This window comes from Nonomuraea sp. NPDC050536, assembly GCF_044457685.1.
In the GTDB taxonomy this organism is placed as follows: Bacteria; Actinomycetota; Actinomycetes; order Streptosporangiales; family Streptosporangiaceae; genus Nonomuraea.
The window spans coordinates 71,227-88,389 of sequence record NZ_JBITHD010000011.1 but is presented as its reverse complement, the minus strand read 5'-3'; the positions used below and the strand labels follow the sequence as shown (position 1 = coordinate 88,389).

General features: G+C 70.9%; 14 protein-coding genes. 9 read left to right on the top strand and 5 right to left on the bottom strand.

Annotation, left to right across the window (positions count from 1 at the left end; translation table 11 throughout):
• Positions 1 to 69: 69 nt before the first annotated feature.
• Both ACIBHX_RS28535 and ACIBHX_RS28530 read left to right on the top strand, forming a co-directional pair.
• Positions 70 to 489: a hypothetical protein gene (locus tag ACIBHX_RS28535; protein ID WP_397070357.1), complete on the top strand. Its 420-nt coding sequence runs from the start codon at positions 70 to 72 to the stop codon at positions 487 to 489.
• Positions 489 to 851, top strand: coding sequence for a hypothetical protein (locus ACIBHX_RS28530; RefSeq protein WP_397070356.1), 363 nt, complete (start codon positions 489 to 491; stop codon positions 849 to 851). The genes ACIBHX_RS28535 and ACIBHX_RS28530 overlap by 1 nt, the downstream gene beginning before the upstream one ends.
• Positions 852 to 897: 46 nt before the next feature.
• On the opposite strand, the gene ACIBHX_RS28525 is transcribed toward ACIBHX_RS28530, so the two are convergent.
• Positions 898 to 1,590 (bottom strand): class I SAM-dependent methyltransferase, encoded by a 693-nt coding sequence (locus tag ACIBHX_RS28525; protein ID WP_397070355.1) that lies wholly within the window; start codon positions 1,588 to 1,590, stop codon positions 898 to 900.
• Between the two features lie 186 nt (positions 1,591 to 1,776).
• Here ACIBHX_RS28525 and ACIBHX_RS28520 point away from each other — a divergent pair, with 186 nt between their 5' ends.
• Positions 1,777 to 2,034, top strand: a complete 258-nt coding sequence (locus tag ACIBHX_RS28520) for a WHG domain-containing protein (RefSeq protein WP_397070354.1) — start codon at positions 1,777 to 1,779, stop codon at positions 2,032 to 2,034.
• Here the strand turns inward: ACIBHX_RS28520 and ACIBHX_RS28515 are convergent.
• A complete protein-coding gene (locus ACIBHX_RS28515; protein WP_397070353.1) occupies positions 2,031 to 4,883 on the bottom strand; it encodes a CARDB domain-containing protein in 2,853 nt (950 codons plus the stop codon). The genes ACIBHX_RS28520 and ACIBHX_RS28515 overlap by 4 nt on opposite strands.
• 115 nt (positions 4,884 to 4,998) lie before the next feature.
• Here ACIBHX_RS28515 and ACIBHX_RS28510 point away from each other — a divergent pair, with 115 nt between their 5' ends.
• Both ACIBHX_RS28510 and ACIBHX_RS28505 read left to right on the top strand, forming a co-directional pair.
• Complete coding sequence (locus tag ACIBHX_RS28510) at positions 4,999 to 5,901, top strand: winged helix-turn-helix transcriptional regulator (RefSeq protein ID WP_397070352.1); 903 nt, start codon at positions 4,999 to 5,001, stop codon at positions 5,899 to 5,901.
• Positions 5,902 to 6,076: 175 nt separating this feature from the next.
• A complete protein-coding gene (locus ACIBHX_RS28505) occupies positions 6,077 to 6,865 on the top strand; it encodes a DUF899 domain-containing protein (RefSeq protein ID WP_397070351.1) in 789 nt (262 codons plus the stop codon).
• On the opposite strand, the gene ACIBHX_RS28500 is transcribed toward ACIBHX_RS28505, so the two are convergent.
• A complete protein-coding gene (locus tag ACIBHX_RS28500; RefSeq protein WP_397070350.1) occupies positions 6,850 to 8,031 on the bottom strand; it encodes an acetyl-CoA acetyltransferase in 1,182 nt (393 codons plus the stop codon). The genes ACIBHX_RS28505 and ACIBHX_RS28500 overlap by 16 nt on opposite strands.
• Entirely contained in the window at positions 8,028 to 9,545 is a 1,518-nt protein-coding gene (locus ACIBHX_RS28495) for a class I adenylate-forming enzyme family protein (RefSeq protein ID WP_397070349.1), read from the bottom strand. Before ACIBHX_RS28495 ends, ACIBHX_RS28500 begins: the two co-directional genes overlap by 4 nt.
• A gap of 94 nt (positions 9,546 to 9,639) precedes the next feature.
• Between ACIBHX_RS28495 and ACIBHX_RS28490 the strand changes: the two genes are divergently transcribed.
• The 3 genes from ACIBHX_RS28490 to ACIBHX_RS28480 are packed head-to-tail and all read left to right on the top strand — an operon-like array spanning position 9,640 to position 13,180.
• On the top strand, positions 9,640 to 11,073 hold the full coding sequence (locus ACIBHX_RS28490) for a carotenoid oxygenase family protein (protein WP_397070348.1): 1,434 nt from the start codon (positions 9,640 to 9,642) through the stop codon (positions 11,071 to 11,073).
• Positions 11,070 to 12,209, top strand: a complete 1,140-nt coding sequence (locus ACIBHX_RS28485) for an acetyl-CoA C-acyltransferase (RefSeq protein WP_397070347.1) — start codon at positions 11,070 to 11,072, stop codon at positions 12,207 to 12,209. Before ACIBHX_RS28490 ends, ACIBHX_RS28485 begins: the two co-directional genes overlap by 4 nt.
• A complete protein-coding gene (locus tag ACIBHX_RS28480; RefSeq protein WP_397070346.1) occupies positions 12,206 to 13,180 on the top strand; it encodes an LLM class F420-dependent oxidoreductase in 975 nt (324 codons plus the stop codon). Before ACIBHX_RS28485 ends, ACIBHX_RS28480 begins: the two co-directional genes overlap by 4 nt.
• Here ACIBHX_RS28480 and ACIBHX_RS28475 read toward each other — a convergent pair.
• Positions 13,141 to 13,575 (bottom strand): DUF6098 family protein, encoded by a 435-nt coding sequence (locus ACIBHX_RS28475; RefSeq protein WP_397070345.1) that lies wholly within the window; start codon positions 13,573 to 13,575, stop codon positions 13,141 to 13,143. The two genes, ACIBHX_RS28480 and ACIBHX_RS28475, sit on opposite strands and share 40 nt — an antisense overlap.
• Before the next feature lie 153 nt (positions 13,576 to 13,728).
• Here ACIBHX_RS28475 and ACIBHX_RS28470 point away from each other — a divergent pair, with 153 nt between their 5' ends.
• Positions 13,729 to 17,079, top strand: coding sequence for a SpoIIE family protein phosphatase (locus tag ACIBHX_RS28470; RefSeq protein ID WP_397070344.1), 3,351 nt, complete (start codon positions 13,729 to 13,731; stop codon positions 17,077 to 17,079).
• Positions 17,080 to 17,163 lie beyond the last annotated feature (84 nt).

Here is a 17,163-nt window from a genome sequence, read left to right as displayed (position 1 = left end):
GATGTCTGATGCTGCGCCATTCCCTGCAGGGAATCGCGGTACGGCAGGCCGGGGAGCACGATGCTGCCCATGAGCAAGGAATTGGCAGACCGTTACGTCGCCCTGTGGAACGAGCCCGACTCCGCCACGCGCGGCGAACTCATCCGTCAGCTGTGGGCGCCCGCTGGAAACCAGGTGCTGGTCGACCCGCCCGAGGCGATCCGCGACGCCGCCGCGGCGCTCGCGTTTCCCGCGCCTCCGCTGGAGGTCCACGGATACGACGCGCTGGAGGCCAGGGTGACGCGTGCCTACGAGATGTTCGTCGAGCCCGGTGAGCATGTCTTCGAGACCGCCGGAGAACCGACCGTCCTGCTGTCCAACCTGGTCGTCGTCCGGTGGTCGATGGTGTCGACCGGCACGCGCGAGGTCGTCGGTGGCGGGCTGGACGTGCTGGCGCTGGACGGTGACGGACGGATCCGTACCGACCACCAGTTCATCGGAGTGAGCTGATGCGTTTCACCAGGATCACCCGCACCCCGGACGGCGGGTCGGCGTTCGAGGACGGCGAGATCGCCCTGGTGACTCAGCAGGTCGCCGACGGGGTGCCCGACATGGCGGTGGGCGCGATGCCGTCGAGCGGCGGCGTGCGGTTCCTGCGGAGCGCCGCCTTCGACAGCACCGCGCACCCGGCGCCGCGCGAGCAGTGGGTGGTGATGCTGCGCGGGAAGATCGAGGTGACCGTCAGCGACGGCACCCGCCGCCGCTTCGGCCCCGGCGACCTGGTGCTCGCCGCCGACACCACCGGAGCCGGGCACGTCACCACCGGCATCGGCGAACCGCCGTTCGAGGCCCTGTTCGTCCCCGTCGGCTAGGAGATCAGAACCCGCCGGCCGTGGTCCCCCACCGGGGCCACGGTCTTCACCCGCGCCGGGCCCAGACGAGCGATCCCCGCTTGGTCACCCGCAGCGGCGTCTCGACGCGGAGCGCGGCGTCACGGGCCGCCGCTTCGCTCAGCCCCCGGCCGCGCAGGTAGAGGGCCAGGGCCTGCCGGTCGGGCAGGTGCAGCATCGGTTCGTCCCACGACGTCACGGCCTCCACGTCCAGGACCTCACCGACGACGGCGGCCGCGGACTCGGCGTCGAAGCTCAACGGGCGGCCCCAGTCCGGCAGTACGGCCGCTAGCTCCGGGTCGTTGCGCCGGCTGGGCGCGGAGACCGCCAGCAGGCCGCCCGGCCGCAGCACCCGGCGCATCTCCCTGAGCACCGGGACCGGGTCGGCGAAGTGATACAGCAGCCACAGGCCCACCACCGCGCCGAAGGCGGCATCGGCGAACGGCAACGCCCGCGCATCGGCCCGTACGGCGGGCCGCGGCGCCTGCCGTACATGCTCGGCGATGTCGGCCACCACGACCGGCACCCCGGCAGCGGCCAGCGGGCGCGCCAGTGGCCCCGTCCCGCCCCCGACGTCCAGCACCGGGGACGCGTTCTCCTCGAGCAGGCGCGCGGCGACGATCGGATGCACGTCCCCGGAGCCGAACCGGGCGGTCGCCATCAGGTTGGCCGCGAAGCGCGCCGGGTCGTCGTCGTAGTCGACCGGTACCGCTTCTCCCATGCCCACCTCGCCACGATGACAGCCGCCTGGTCGGCCCGCGACTCAATGTCCGGGTGCGGTCTTCAGCCATGACGAAGGGGACAGGGGCTCGCCGAACCGGGACCAGACCGGGGTGGAGTCGACGATCTGTGGCTGGGTGTCCAGGAGTGCCCCCATCCGCATCCGGCGGGCGAGAGCATGGACGGGGTGCCGTTCGGGACGGCCGAGACCCCGGGGGAGGCCAAGAACGCCTTCCGGGTCTTCCGCATCGCGTTGCAGGGCATCGCGCAGGCGCGGGGCGCCGAGCTTGCCGATCCCCCCGGTGCGGTCGACACGATCTGGGCCTTCCTGCACGGCTGCGTGTCGCTGGCGATGGCGGGCAGGATCGCCGGCGGAACGCAGCGCTCCAGGACGCTCATGCTGAGCGCCCTGGAGCCGATGTTCGCCGCCCAGCTGAGGCGCTAGTAGCGCTCCGCCAGGCCTGAGTTGATCTCGGTCAGGGCGAGGGTGGCGTCGGTGTAGCGGAGGAGGTTGGCCAGGCCGGGCGGCTGGGCCAGGGTGGCCTGGGCGTACCGGACGGCATCGCCGACCGTGTGCAACCCCAGGCGGCCGGTGGTGATGGTGTGGATCTCGGTGGCCGCGTTGATCCGTCGAGTGGCCAGGTTGAGGGTGGTGGCCAGCAGTTCCGCGCGCAGGGTGCGGGGCTGCGTCGCCGGGAGGAGCAGGACGGCGGAGACCTCCTGCTGGGAGAGCGCGCCGTCGGCCGTGGAGCCGTCGGCGGCGTCGAAGCGGGTATCGGTGGCCTGGACACGGGCGAGCGCCTCCGCCGTGCGCAGGTCCTGCCGCAGCGCCCATGCGGGCCAGAGCAGGGGCTGCCTGCTGGGCGCGACGGCGGTGATCGTGGTCTGCGCCGACGCCGTGGCGGGGGTGAAGACGCAGCCGTTGGCGCCGCCGTAGGTCAGGCTCGCCGTGCCGGTCACCGTACCGCCCGCCTCCATGAGCAGGGACGGCCGCGCGGTGAACGTCACGGTGTCGCCCGCCGTTCCCGCCGCGATCGTGCCCGGGCTCCAGGTGAGGGTCGTGGTGCCGTCGTCGTTCCTGGTCACGGTGGCCGGGCGAGGTCCGGCGCCCTGGTCGAGGGCCTGGCTGTAGTACACCCCGGCGGGAAGGGAGTAGGTCAGCGCGGCCCCGGTCGCGGGCGCGCTGCCGGTGTTGCGGGATCCGACGGTGTAGGAGATCGCCTCACCCGCGTTCACCGGCGAGGTCGCCGTGGTGGTCACCGCCAGGGCGGGCGCGTGGACCTTGGTGGTGGCCGTCGCCGTGTTGTCCGCGAGCATCTCGTCCGGTTCGGGGACGCCTGCCGCGTTCTTGCCGGTGACCTTGGCGGTGCCGGTGAGCGTGGCGCCGTCGGCGGTCGCGCAGGGGACGGTGTAGGTGAAGGTCTCGGTGGCCGTCTGGCCCGGCTGCAGGTCCGTCACCTGGCGGGTTTCCGGGCTGCCGGCGGGCGGCGTGAACGTGACCGAGGTGGCGCTGGAGGCGTTGCCGCCCTTGTTGCCGATGGTCACCGTGGCGGTCACGGTGTCTCCGCCGGTGGCGTCCGCCTTGTCGACGGTCATCTCCGCGGTCAGGTCCGCCGAGGCCATCCGGAGGACGGAGTGGCCACTGAGCTCGGGCACGATCGGGCCGTGCGCGCCGTCGGCGAAGTCCGGGCTGCCGGTGAAGTCGTAGGCCAGGTAGTCCCAGTCGGGGTTGCTGACCATCCGGTCCTTGCTCGAACTGCTGTTGCAGTCCGGGTCCACGTCTGGGATGTAGTTGATGTTGGCGGTGGCGTGGTTGGAGTACGGCGGGCCGTCTCCCGTCCAGTCGATCGCCTTGGCGGGGTCCGCCGTGCGGATGTGGCCTCCCACGCCGTAGATGACGTCCGCGGGGAAGTGGGCCAGGCCTGGCACCTTGGTCTCGTCCAGCTGGTCTTCCAGCAGGGTGTCCGCACCCTTCCGCTGGTAGTCGAAGGGCCGGTTGGGGTCGATGTTGGTGAACTGCCAGATGTAGTTCATCACGCTGCGGTAGTTGGGCTTGCAGTTGATGCCGTCCACGACGCCGTTGGTGTACCGGCCGCCGTGGCCGAGACCGAGGGTGTGGCCGAGTTCGTGCAGCAGGGTCGCCTCCTCGGCGGCGGCGCGGCCGCCCACGAGGGCGAAGTGGGCGTCGGTCCAGCGGCCGACGGACACCACGAAGTCGTTGCCGCCCCGGTCGTTCACCTCTGCCCGGCCCGAGGTGTCACCACCGTTAAGGAGCCCGTGGATGAAGATCCCGTAGCGGAAGTGGATCCGCTTGAACAGCATGATCTTGTCGCACATCGGATCGGCCCGGTCGGCCGGGCTGCCGAAGTGGCCCTTCGCGTCCGGCCCGCACACCTTGGCGGTGTCGCCCAGCTTCAGGTCGTCGAAGTCGTCGTACGTCCCGCTTTGCCGCTGATTGCTGAAGTCGATCGACTCGGCGTAGGGCAGTTCCTCGCTCTCGATGAAGTGCAGTCCCAACCCGGTGACTCCCCTGTCGATCACCGGAGCGTTGTTGAACACGTTGCTCACCGCGTCGAGCACGTGGTCCTGCGGCTTCTCTCCCTTCATCCAGTCGATCTCGACGTAGAGGTCGCGCCGCTCGGCGTCCGCGCCGGGCAGCGTCAGGTCCACCACGTCGTCGCCGTTGAAGTCGATGCCGCGGTACTCCTCGTAGTCGGTGAAGCCGTCCCCGTCGGTGTCGCTCGCCTCGTTCGGGGTGATCTCCAGGCATACCTGTACGGCGGGCTTCGGGTCGTCCCCGAACACCCCGCCGCCCGGTTCCCCGTTGCCGGCGACGCATCCTGCGGAGGAGGTCAGGTCACCCTTGACGGTGCCGTGGACCATGTTGACCTTCAACGTGGTGGCGGCGTTGCCCGGCTGCGGCGAGGCGTCGGCCAGGTCGTCGGCCGTGCTGCTGTCGTAGTCCATGATCTGGATGGAGATGTCCTGCTCGAGCACGGTGCTGGGAATGCGCCGGGTCAGCTTCCAGTCAGGCGTGACCACGTCCTGGTCGTCCGGCGCCCGTGGAGTGGTGAAGGGCGCGAACCCGGCGAAGGAGATGATCGCGTAGAAGTCGGGGGCGCTCTCGTCGGCGCCCTCGAGTCCGGTGTTGCGGCAGGGGTCGACGCAACTCACACGGAAGATGTGCACGGTGAGCGGCTGGGTGCTCTCCGCTGTCGCGGGCGTCGAGACGATGGACAGGCCCAGGATGCTCAGGAGCAGGGCGAGGGCCGCGCGCGATAACCTGCTTGGCATTCCGCCACTATCCGCGCATCAGGCCCTGCCCCTCATGAGTAACCCATACTCAAGCGGTAGCTTCCATGACGATAGCTTTTATAGGCGAAGTAGCACGTCGGCGGAGGGGACGCGGGTGGCGGAGCGGCCGAGCGCGATCGGGCAGGCGTTGCTGGCGATCTGCGACCAGTGGACGCTGCTGATCCTGCAGCGGGCCTTCCTCCTGCACATCAGGCGCTTCGCCGACTGGCGGGACGAGCTGGGCATGTCCGAGTCCGTGCTGGCCAACCGGCTCAAGGAGATGGTGGCCGGGGATCTGCTGCGGCCCGTGCCGTACCGGGAGCAGGGGCGGACGCGGACCGAGTATCTGCTGACCGAGCGGGCGATCGAGCTGTGGCCGCTGCTGGTGGAGATCTGGTCGTGGGAGCGCCGGTGGGTGCCGCGCCGGGTCGGGCTACCGGAGCTGATGCACGACGCCTGTGGTAACCGTACCGAGGTCGAGCTGGGCTGCGAGAGCTGCGGACAGGCGCCCGTGACCGCGCGGGACACTGAGACGGTGCGGGGGGAGGCGACGTTCGCGCAGGTGACGGTGCCGCGGCACCACCGCAGGACCGTGCGGGGCGAGCGGGACCCGCTGTCGTACTTCCCGGAGACGTTCGAGCTGCTCGGCGACCGGTGGAGCACGGTGATCCTGGCGGCGGCCTTCCTGGGGACGCGGCGCTTCGCCGACTTCCAGTCCGAGCTGGGCGTGGCCCCTTCGGTGCTGTCGCACCGGCTGCGGCGGTTCACGGAGCTGGGCGTGCTGGCCGTGGACGAGCCGGGCGCACGCCCGCGGTACCGGCTGACGGACAAAGGTCTGGACTTCTTCGGCATCTTCGCCGTCATCGTCGACTGGGCGCAGCGCTGGTACTCAGGCACGGACCTCGAGATCACCCATCGCACCTGCGGCAAGCCCTTCCGCCCCTACCTCCGCTGCCGTACGTGCGGCCACCCGATCCGCCGCACCGCCATGCACTTCGTCATCCCCACCGCAACCTGAGCGGGCTCCTTGCGCGGGGTCGAGCTTCGGACTGATCCTGATAGTGGTGGCGCTGGAGGTCATGGGCGTCACGCTCGCTCCAGCCCGCCGCAAGCCGCCGTCGATGGGTCGCCGGGCGGGGATTCCTGATCGTCATCGCGCCCTCGATGTGCGGCACCGCCGAAGGAGGAAAGCGATGACCGCTCACAGGACCGGAACGCGCGAGGAGTGGCTCGAGGCTCGGGTGAAGCTGCTCGAAGCCGAGAAGGAGCTGACGCGACGCGGCGACGAGCTGGCACGGTGGCGTCAGGAACTGCCGTGGGTCCCCATCGACAAGGAGTACAGGTTCGAGACCGATGAGGGCACGGCGTCCCTGGCCGACCTCTTCAGAGGAAGATCGCAGCTCCTCATCTATCACTTCATGTTCGGGCCCGACTACCAGGCGGGGTGTCCGAGCTGCTCGGCGATCGCGGACGGCTTCGACGGGTTCGCCGTCCACCTCGCCAACCACGACGTCACGCTCTGCGCGGTGTCGCGCGCGCCGCTCGCGAAGCTGCGGGAGTACAAGAAGCGGATGGGGTGGAGCTTTCCCTGGGCGTCCAGCTTCGGAAGCGACTTCAACCACGACTTCGGGGTGGCGCACACCGAGGAGGAGTGGCGGTCGGGCCACATCACCTACAACTACCGCGACCAGGACTTCCGGCCGCCGGCCGACGTGGAGAACCCCTGGCCCAGCGAGATGGCTCCCGTCGGCACGGACTGGCCGACCTACATGCGCGAGGGACCCGGCGTGAGCGCGTTCGCGCTCCAGGACGGCGTCGTCCACCACACGTACTCGGCGTACGCGCGAGGGCTGGACGGCCTGTGGGGCATGTACCAGTGGCTGGATCGCGCACCGCGCGGCCGCAACGAGAGCGAGGGCACCTTCTGGTTCCGCCGCCACGACGAGTACGAAAACCAGGACGGCGTCTACCGCGGATTCTGACCACTGACGGCGAACAGCGCGACCGTCGTGCAACTGCCGCCGAGGTTGAGCGTGAGCGCCGTCCTGGCGCCCGGGACCTGGCACTCGCCCGCCGTACCGGAGACCTGGCGGGCGGCGTCGTGCAGCATCCGGACGCCGGTGGCGCCGACCGGATGGCCCAGCCCGATGAGCCCGCCCGACGGGTTGACCGGCAGCGACCCGTCGAAGTCGATCATGCCGGACTCGATCGCCCGCCACGACTCTCCCGGCGGCGTGAGCCCCAGGTGGTCGAGTGCCACGTACTCGGTGATGGTGAAGCAGTCGTGCGTCTCGATCACGTCCAGGTCGGCGGGTCCCCGCAGGCCGGCCCGGGCGTAGGTGTCCAGGACGGCCTGCCGCAGGTGAGGGAAGAGGTACGGCTCGCGCGTGGCCAGCTTGTCCGCCAGCAGCATCGGCGCCGTACGGTGGCCCCAGCCGGAGATGGCGGGCCCGGGCCTGCCGTACCGGTCGGAGGCGAGGATGACGGCGGCGGCGCCGTCGGTGATGCGGCCGCAGTCGTACTTGCGCAGCCGCCCCTCGACCACGGGGTTGAGCGTGTCGTCCTGGCCGAAGCAGCCGGGAGGGAACGACCAGGAGCGGGTCTGGGCGAGCGGATTGCGCAGCGCGTTGCCGTGGTTGATCTCGGCGATGCGCGCGAGGTGGTCGTGGGAGAGCCCGGAACGTGCGTCCACCTCGTCGGCGATCGAGGCGAACAGCGCGGGCCAGGGGAAGTCGGCGTTCCGCGCCTCCCGCCCCGCCCAGGCCGCGCAGCCCAGGTGCTGGGCGGCCTGTTTGGCGCCGACGTTGCGCATCAGCTCGACGCCGACGACCAGCGCGACGTCGTAGCGGCCAGCCTCCAGGTCGGCCATCGCCGCCAGGACCGCCATCGAGCCGGAGGCGCACGCGGCCTCGTGCCGGGAGGCCGGCAGCATCGACCACGCCGGGTCGATCGTCGCGATCATGCCGCCCAGCTGGGCCTGACCGGCGAACAGCTCGCCGGCCAGGTTGCCGACGTGCGCGACCTGCACGTCCTGCGCCGGTACGGCCGCCGCCTCCAGGGCGCCGAGCGAGGCCTCGCGCAGCATCTCGAACAGGCCGGCGCCGGAGCGCGCGAAGTCGGTCTGGTAGCCGCCCAGGATGCGGATCACAGCTTCAGCTCCCTCTTGAGGATCTTGCCGACGGGGTTCCTGGGCAGCGCGTCCACGAGCTCCAGCCGTTCGGGGAGCTTGTAGGAGGCGATGCCCTTGTCGCGCAGGAAGGCGACGACCGATTCCAGCGAGATCTCGCCCTTGGGGACGACGACCGCGCAGACCTTCTCGCCGAGCACGTTGTCGGGGTAGCCGGCGACGGCCACCTCGGCGATCGACGGGTGCCCGGCGAGCAGGGCCTCCAGCTCGGCGGGGGCGATGTTCATGCCGCCGCGGATGATGATGTCCTTGGCGCGGTCGACGTAGCGCAGGTACTGCCCGTGCTCGCCGGCGATCTCGAACAGGTCGCCGGTCCTGAGGTAGCCGTCCTCGTCGAACGGGTCCGTCGTGGCGGTGCCCGGCAGGTATCCCGCGAAGACGGTGGGGCCGCTCAGCCGCAGCTCGCCAGGAACGCCAGGCGCGGTGATCTCCTCGCCGTCCGGGGTGACGAGCTTGGTGCGCACGGGTACGGCGGGCCGAGGGAAGAAGCGGGCACGGATCTCCGGATCCGGCATGCGGGCGGGGTCCGACAGCAGGCAGATGCCCTCGTTGGAGCCGAAGAAGTTGATGATCGAGATGCCGTGCCGCTCCTGCCAGCCGCGCACCATCGGCGGCGGCAGCGGAGCCGAGCCCGAGCCGATCCGGGTGAGCGACGCGGGGAGCTCGACCTGCCGGTTCAGCAGCATGGTGAGCAGCGCGGGCGGGGCCAGGGTGTAGGTGACGTTCTCCTCGGCGATCTGGGTGAGGTAGGTGGGCAGGTCGAAGGGGTGGTGCTGGACCAGCAGCGCGCCGACCCGCAGCCACGGCAGGAAGACGCCGCCGATCCCGGCCATGTTGACCATGGGGAACGGGTTGAGGATCACGTCGGCGGCGGTGAGCGCGGGCGCCGCCGTACAGACGGCCTCGACCGCGAGCCAGTCGTAGTGGCAGCGCGGCACGCCCTTCGGGGTGGCCTCGGTGCCGGAGGTCCAGCAGATCGTCACCCGCTCGGCGGGGTCGGCCTGCCGTTCCGGGGCCGCCGGGCCGGAAGCGTCCATGGGCCACGACAGCGTCGGCGTGCCCGCCGGCGCCCTGGACTCCCTGCCGGTGATCAGCAGCCGGGCGCCGGACAGGGGCAGTAGCTGGGCCAGCTCGTACTCGCGGTACTGCACCGGGAACGGTGTGACCGTGGCGCCGAGCCGGATGATCGCCAGGAAGCTCACCGCCAGCTCCACGCCGTTGGGCAGCTGGACAGCCACCACGTCGCCAGGACCGACGCCCCGGGCGTGCAGGGCGCCGGCCACCCTGGACACCTCGGCGCCGAGCTGCCCCCAGGTCAGCCGCTTGACCGGGCCGTCGGCCTTGTCGAGCGGGTCCACGATGGCCAGATCGTCCGGGCGGGCGGCCACGTGCGTCATGAGGAGCTTGTCGATCGTGTCCCCGCTCCACCATCCCTCGGCGGTGTAGCGGGCGATCCGGTCCGCGGAATGCGTCATCGCGACTCCCATGGGGTGTGATGGCCGCCACACTACGAAAACAAAAGTCAGCTCGTCAATTGACGCCTGGCTTCGCTTATCATAGTTTCCGAGCATGGCCGAAAGTGTCGTGATCACGGACGAGTCGGGCGAGCCGAACCCGTACCTGCTGGGCGTCTACGCCCCGGTCCAGGACGAGATCACCGCCGACGAGCTGACGGTGATCGGGCGGATCCCCACGGACCTCAACGGCGTCTACCTGCGCAACGGGCCCAACGCTCGCTTCCCGGTGAAGGGGCGCTACCACTGGTTCGACGGCGACGGCATGGTCCACGCCGTGCACTTCGAGAACGGCCGTGCCCGCTACCGCAACCGGTGGGTGCGCACCCGGGCCTTCGAGGCCGAGTCCGCCGCCGGGAAGTCCCTGTGGAGCGGCGTCATGGAGAGCCCGAAGGGCAATCCGTTCGGGAACGCGCGCGGCCTGCCGTTCAAGGACACGGCCAACACCGACGTGATCTTCCATCGCGGCCGGGTGCTCGCCTCGTGGTATCTGTGCGGCTCGCCGTACGGGCTGGATCCGCTGTCGCTGGAGACGCTGGGCGTGGACACCTTCCTGGACACGGTCAACGGCGACTTCATGGCGCATCCCAAGGTGGACGAGCGCACGGGGGAGCTGTTCTGGTTCGACTACGGGCCGCGCCCGCCGTACCTGCGCTACGGCGTGGTCGGGGCGAGCGGCCGGGTCGAGCACTGCGTGGAGCTGGACCTGCCGGGGGCGCGGCTGCCGCACGACATGGCCATCACGCGACATCACGCGATCCTCATGGACCTGCCGCTCTACCAGGACCTCGACGCGGCGCGGCAGGGGCGCTACAAGCTGACCTTCGACAGGGGGCTGCCCTCGCGCTTCGGCGTGATCCCGCGGCGCGGCCAGGCGCACGAGATCCGCTGGTTCGAGGCCAAGCCGTGCTACATCTACCACGTCGTCAACGCCTGGGAAGAGAACGATGAGATCGTCCTGGACGTCTGCCGGGTCTCGCGCCCGGCGCCCGCGGGCGTCGGCTCGCCGCTGGCGCGGATGATCTCCTATCTGAAGCTCGACGCGCGGATGTACCGCTACCGCTTCGACCTGCGGACGGGGCGCACCTCCGAGGAGTACGTGGACGCCGACCACAACACCGAGTTCCCCTCCATCGACGCCCGCTCCACCGGCTACCGCACCCGCTACGCCTACAACGTGTCCGTGGCCGACGCCGAGACCAACCTGTTCGACGGGCTGGTCCGCTACGACAACCTCACCGGCGCCAAGGAGACCTACTCCTACGGCCCCGGCGTCTACGGCAGCGAGGCGCCCTTCGCCCCGCGCGACGGCTCGACCGGCGAGGACGACGGCTACCTGGTCAGCTTCGTCACCTCGGAAAGCGGCTCCGAGGTGCAGATCCTGGCCGCCTCCCGCCTGTCGGAGGGGCCGATCGCCCGGGTGCTGCTGCCGCGCCGGGTGCCGCTCGGCTTCCACGCCACCTGGGTCCGCTCGGAGCAGCTGCGATGAACGACGTCTACGTCTACGACTGCGTCCGCACCCCGCGCGGCAAGGCCCGCCCCGGCGGCGGCCTCGCCGGCGTCACACCGCTGGCCATGCTGGAAGGCCTGCTCGGCGCCCTCGGCGAGCGCACCGGGGTCACGACGGCCGACGACCTGATCGTCGGCTGCGCCACGCAGAACGGCGAGCAGGGCGGCAACCTGGCCCGCACCGCCGCGCTCACCACGGGCTTCGAGGCGCCCGGCATGACCGTCAATCGCTACTGCACCTCCGGCATCGACGCCGTCCGTATCGCCACCGCGCTGGTCTCCTCCGGGGCCTGCCGTACCGTCGTGGCGGGCGGGGTGGAGTCGGTCTCGCGCGTGCCGATGTTCTCCGACCACGGCCCGCTGTGGTCTCTGCCGGTCGGCTCCGTCCACATGGGCGTCGCCGCCGACACGGTCGCCACCCTCGAGGGCTTCACCCGTTCCGAGCTGGACGCGTACGGCCTGCGCACCCAGACCCTGGCCGCTTCCGCGTGGGCTGACGGGCGCTACGACCGATCGCTGGTCCGGCTGAACGGGCTCGACCGCGACGAGCACGTACGGCCGGGCCTCACGATCGAGGCCTTCGCGGGGATGGAGCCCGCCTTCGCCGGGACCCCTTCGCAGGACGCGGTCGTCCTCAAGCATCTGCCTGAGCTGAGCGAGATCCGCCACCTGCACACCCGGGGCACCTCGCCCAGCCTGTGCGACGCCGCGGGGCTGGTGCTCGTGGGCGCCGATCTGGACCGCACGCCGCTGGCCCGCGTGGTGGGCGGCGCGACCGCTGTCGCCGACCCTGTCACCATGCTCACCGCGGGGCAGCAGGCGGTGACGCAGGTCCTGGCCGATGCCGGGCTGTCGGCGGACGACGTCGAGGTCTTCGAGTTCGCCGAGGCGTTCGCGGCGCTGTGCCTGAAGTTCCAGCGCGACCTCGGGGTCGTCGACGACCGGTTCAACGTCAACGGCGGGACCATCGCCATGGGGCACGCCTTCGGCGCCACGGGAGCCATCCTCATCGCGGCCTGCGTCGACGAGCTCCACCGTCGCGGCGCCCGCTACGGGGTGGCGGCGGTCTCGGGTGCCGCGGGGTCTGGTTCGGCCGTCCTGCTGGAGCGGGTATGAGGCTCTCCGTCTCGCTGGGGCTGTGGCAGGACCGGCCCGCCGCCGAAGCGCTGATGACCGCCCGCGCGGCCGACGAGCTCGGTTTTCCCGAGCTGTGGGTGGGGGAGATGGCCACCTACGACGCTTTCGCGCTGGCCACCGCGATCGGACTCGCCACCGAACGGATCCGGCTGACCGTCGGGCCGCTGGCGGTGGCCGTACGCGATCCGATGATGATCGCCATGGGCGCCGCGTCGGTCGCGGAACTCACGGGGCGGCAGGTGGATGTCGCCATCGGGACCTCAAGCCCGCTCGTGGTCGAGGGATGGCACGGCCGCTCGCGCGCCCGGTCCGCGACCGCGCTGCGCGAGGCCGTCCAGGCCCTGCGGCCGCTGCTCGACGGCGAGCGCTCCTCGTACGCCGGGTCGTGCGTGGCGAGCAACGGCTACCGGCTGCGCCTGGCCGCGCCGCGCTCGCGTCTCACGGTCGCGGCCTTCGGCCCGTCGGCCGTCCGCACCGCCGCGCTGGCCGACCGGATGGTGCTCAACCTGGTCACCCCCGCCTCGGCCGCCCGCCTCGCGCGTACGGTGAACCGGGCCGTGACCGTGGCCGCCTGGGTCATCGCCGCCGTGGACCCCGACAGGGAGGCGATCGACCGGATCCGGCGGGCGGTCGTCGGATACCTGGCGGCGCCCGGGTACGGCGAGATGTTCGCCGAGGCCGGCTTCGCCGACGTGGTGGCCTTCGCCCGCACCCGGCCGCATCCCCGGGAGCTGCTCGAGGCCGTCCCCGACGACCTGGTCGCCACGGTCGCCCTGCTGGGAGACGCGTCCGAGGTGCGAGCGGGCCTGTCCGCCTACGCCGAGGCCGGCGTGGACGAGGTGGCCCTGGTCCCGGTCAGCACCGACCGCGATCCCGCCGGCACCGCCACCCTCAAGGCTCTCCATGATCTTCAGGAGGTGGAGTCACGGCCCACCTCGAACCGTTCGTGATAGCGCTGCCTGGCCTGCCGTACCACCTGCTCGTCGAGCCAGGCGACCGGCAGCACGTCGACCATGAGCGGTTCGTGGTCGGGGCCGCGTGCGACGACCCGGCCGGTCAGCACCCACGGGCGGCGGCCGTCGGGCCCCTCTCCCAGGTCGGCGTACTTGCAGACCTGCCGGGCCAGCCAGTCCTCGCATGGCCGGGTCCACCAGCGCTCGGGATCGAGCACGGTGACGGAAAGCCCGGGCAGCTCGAGTCCGCTCTCGTAGTCGCTGCTGGCTCGACCCGTGTCATGCCGGGGCCCCTGGGAATAGCGCAGATGCAGACCGGGACGAGCCTTTACCAGATCGGCGAGCTCGTCCAGTGACCTGAGCGTGCGCATCCGGTGCTGCGAAGCGGCCATCTCACCCTCCCCCCGTCGGGATAGTGAATCCGCTATCCCGCGTTCACCTGCCAAAACATGACGTGGGCGGTATCGGCCTGGTCAGCGGGTAAGTATGAGGTGACGCGACACGCTGTGGAGGGGCACGGCGGGCGGTAGATGGATGCGGTGGTCATGCCTGCCAGGTCTGGTATCGATGCGGTCCTCGCGGCCGGCGGAACCATGGGCGCGCTGATGCGCGTCCATGACTGGACCCAGACCGCACTGGGACCGCTGGACACCTGGCCGCAGAGCCTGCGCAGCTCGGTGAGCATCTGCCTGGCCTCCGAGTTCCCCATGGTCATCTTCTGGGGTCCGCAGCTCGCGCTGCTGTACAACGACGCCTATCTGCCGGCCCTGGGGCGTAAACACCCACGCTCGCTGGGCCAGCCGGCCGCGCAGTGCTGGTACGAGATCTGGCCGACGATCGAGCCGATGCTGGCCCAGGTGATGGAGGAGGGAAGAGCCACCTACTCCCACGATCTGCTGCTCATCCTGCGGCGGTCGGGCTTTCCCGAGGAGTGCTACTTCCGCTTCTCCTACAGCCCGATCCGCGACGAGACCGGCGGGGTCGGGGGAGTGTTCTGCGCGGTCACCGAGACCACCAAGCAGATCGTGACCGAACGCCGGCTGGCGATCGTGCGCGAGCTCGGTGAGGGGACCAGGAGCGCGACCACCACGACCGAGGCGTGCTTGCGCGCCGCCGAGGTGTTGTCGCGCCATCCGACCGATGTGCCGTTCGCCCTGCTGTACCTGCTCAGCCCGGATGGCGGGCAGGCTGACCTGGTCGCGACCGCGGGCCTGGGCCCGGCAGGACCGCTGAGCCCAGCTCATGTCGATCTCGCCGGAGGCGACGACCCGTGGCGCCTGGCCGAGGCGCGGGACAACCTCGTCGAGGTCACCTGCCCGGCCGCGCCGGAACTGGCCGAGCTGGCCCGTGCGGGCTTCGACCCGCCCAGCCGCGCGCTGGTGCTGCCGATCATCCCGCCCGGCGCCGAGCAGCCCGCCGGCCTGCTGGTGGCGGGCGTCAACAGCGGCCGCCCGCTGGATGACACGCGCCGGGATTTCACGCGATTCGTGGCCGGGCAGATCGCGGCCGCGGTCGCCGACGCCACGGCTCTGGAGGTGGAACGCCATCGGTCCGAGCAACTGGCAGAGATCGACCGGGCCAAGACGATGTTCTTCTCCAACATCAGCCACGAGTTCCGCACCCCGCTGACACTGCTCCTCGGCCCTGCCGAGGACCTGCTCGCCGAACAGGGCGCCCTGGGCGAGGCCGATCGCGAGCGCGTGGAGATGATCCATCGCAACGCGCTGCGGCTGCTGAAACTGGTCAACGCGTTGCTGGACTTCTCGCAGGCAGAAGCGGGACGCATCCAGCCGCGTTTCGAACAGGCGGACCTGGCCGCGCTCACGACGGAACTGGCCAGCCTGTTCCAGGTCCCGCTGGAGCGAAGCGGGCTGGACCTGGTCATCGACTGCCGGCCACTGCCCCGGCCGGTCACGGTGGACCGGGACATGTGGGAGAAGATCGTTCTGAATCTGCTGTCCAACGCGTTCAAGTTCACCCTGCACGGTCAGATCAGCGTCAGCCTGGACGCGGTGGGTGACCAGGCCCGCCTCGTCGTGTCGGATTCAGGCGCCGGCATCCCGGCCGAGGAACTGCCGCGCCTGTTCGACCGGTTCCACCGCGTGGCCGGTACGACGGCCAGGAGCGAAGAGGGCGCGGGAATCGGTCTTTCCCTCGTGCGCGAGCTGGTCCATCAGCACGGCGGCACCATCACGGTCGACAGCACGGTCGGCGCCGGCTCCACGTTCACGGTGCTGCTGCCCTTCAGCTCAACCTCTTCGCCGGTCGGACCGATCCGGGACGGCACGCCCGACGACGTGCTGGCGCGAGCCTATGTGGAAGAGGCGATGAGCTGGTCCACGCAATCCTCCACCGCCCAGGGTTCTCCCGCGGAGGTGCTGATCGTGGACGACAACGCCGACATGCGACGGCATCTGACCCGCATCCTGTCCAGGTACTGGCGAGTGCAGAGCGTCCCCAACGGGCAGGCCGCGCTCGAGGCCATCGCCCGCGGCGCTCCCGAACTCGTCCTGGCCGACGTCATGATGCCGGGCCTGGACGGGTTCGGGCTGCTGAAGCAGTTGCGCGCCGGTGAAGAGACCCGGCACATTCCGGTGATCATGGTGTCGGCGCGCGCCGGTCAGGAAGCCACCGTCGAAGGCCTGGACGCCGGTGCCGACGACTATCTGGTCAAGCCCTTCACCAGCACCGAGGCGGTCGCGCGGGTGCGAGCCCACCTGCAGACGGCCCGCGAGCGCAGGCAGGCGGCCGCTCGGATCGCCAGGCTGGCCGACATCACCCAGCGGTTCAACGCGAGCCTGGACCCGTCGCGGATCGGCCAGATCCTCTGCGAGCAGATGGTGCCCGCCTACGCCTCGGGGTGCGCGGTCTGGGTATCCGCCGACATGTCCGACGACGAGGACGTTCCACGCTCGCTGGCCCTGCGCGGGTCGGCGAGCACTGACGACCTTCCACAACCTGCGCGGGCCGCACTCGGGGAACCACCGGTGATCCCTGCGCCGGCCACGTCCGGGCAACCTGCCGTTCTGACGTTGCGCTGTCCCGACCGGGTCATCGGCGCCGTCACCCTGGCCCTCCCCACACCTGCCGTCTACGACAGCACGGAAGGTCCCTTCCTGATGCAGCTGCTCGACCGGGCGGCCGCCGCTCTGGACAACGCGGCCCGTTTCGAACGCGAGCGTCAGATCGCCCTGCACCTCCAGCAATCCCTGCTGCCCCCGGCCCTGCCTTCGTTCGATGACATCCGCCTGGCCGGCCGCTACCTGCCCGGCGCCGGCCAGCGCGTGGGCGGGGACTGGTACGACGTCCTGCCGCTCCCCGGTGGCCGGATCGCGCTGGTGATCGGGGACGTCATGGGGCAGGGGGTCCGCGCCGCCGCGCTGATGGGGCGGCTGCGCACCGCCATCCACGCCTACGTGCTGGCAGGGCTGCCCCCGGAGCCGCTGCTCGAGCGGCTGAACATCTTCCTGGAAAGAGGCGACCAGCGCGACCTCACGACCCTGTGCTACGCGATCTACGACCCGGCCGCCCGCCGGCTCCAGGTCTGCAACGCCGGCCACCTGCCGCCGGTGCTGCTGCACGACAACGGGCCGGCCGAACTGCTCGAGGTCCATCACGGGCTGGCGCTCGGCGTGGACTCCGACTTCCGCTACACCAGCCAGACCTTCACCCTGCCGCCCGGCGCCACCCTGCTGCTCTACACCGACGGACTGGTGGAGACCCGGACAGAACCGATCGGCGAACGCCTCGCCACCCTGTGCACGAGTCTGTCGGGCGCCTCCGGCGATCCCGACCAGGTCTGCGCCCGTGCGCTGCAGGCCATGGGGATCCACGACGCCGACGACGACGTCGCCATGCTCGCCCTCCGTCACACGGCAGGCACGGGCCCGGGATGACGCCCTGGCTCCCGGACGAAGCGGGCGGCGGAAATGGTGCGGGCGGACGAAGCTCCGCACTCTCCCCGCCTGCAGGATGAACGA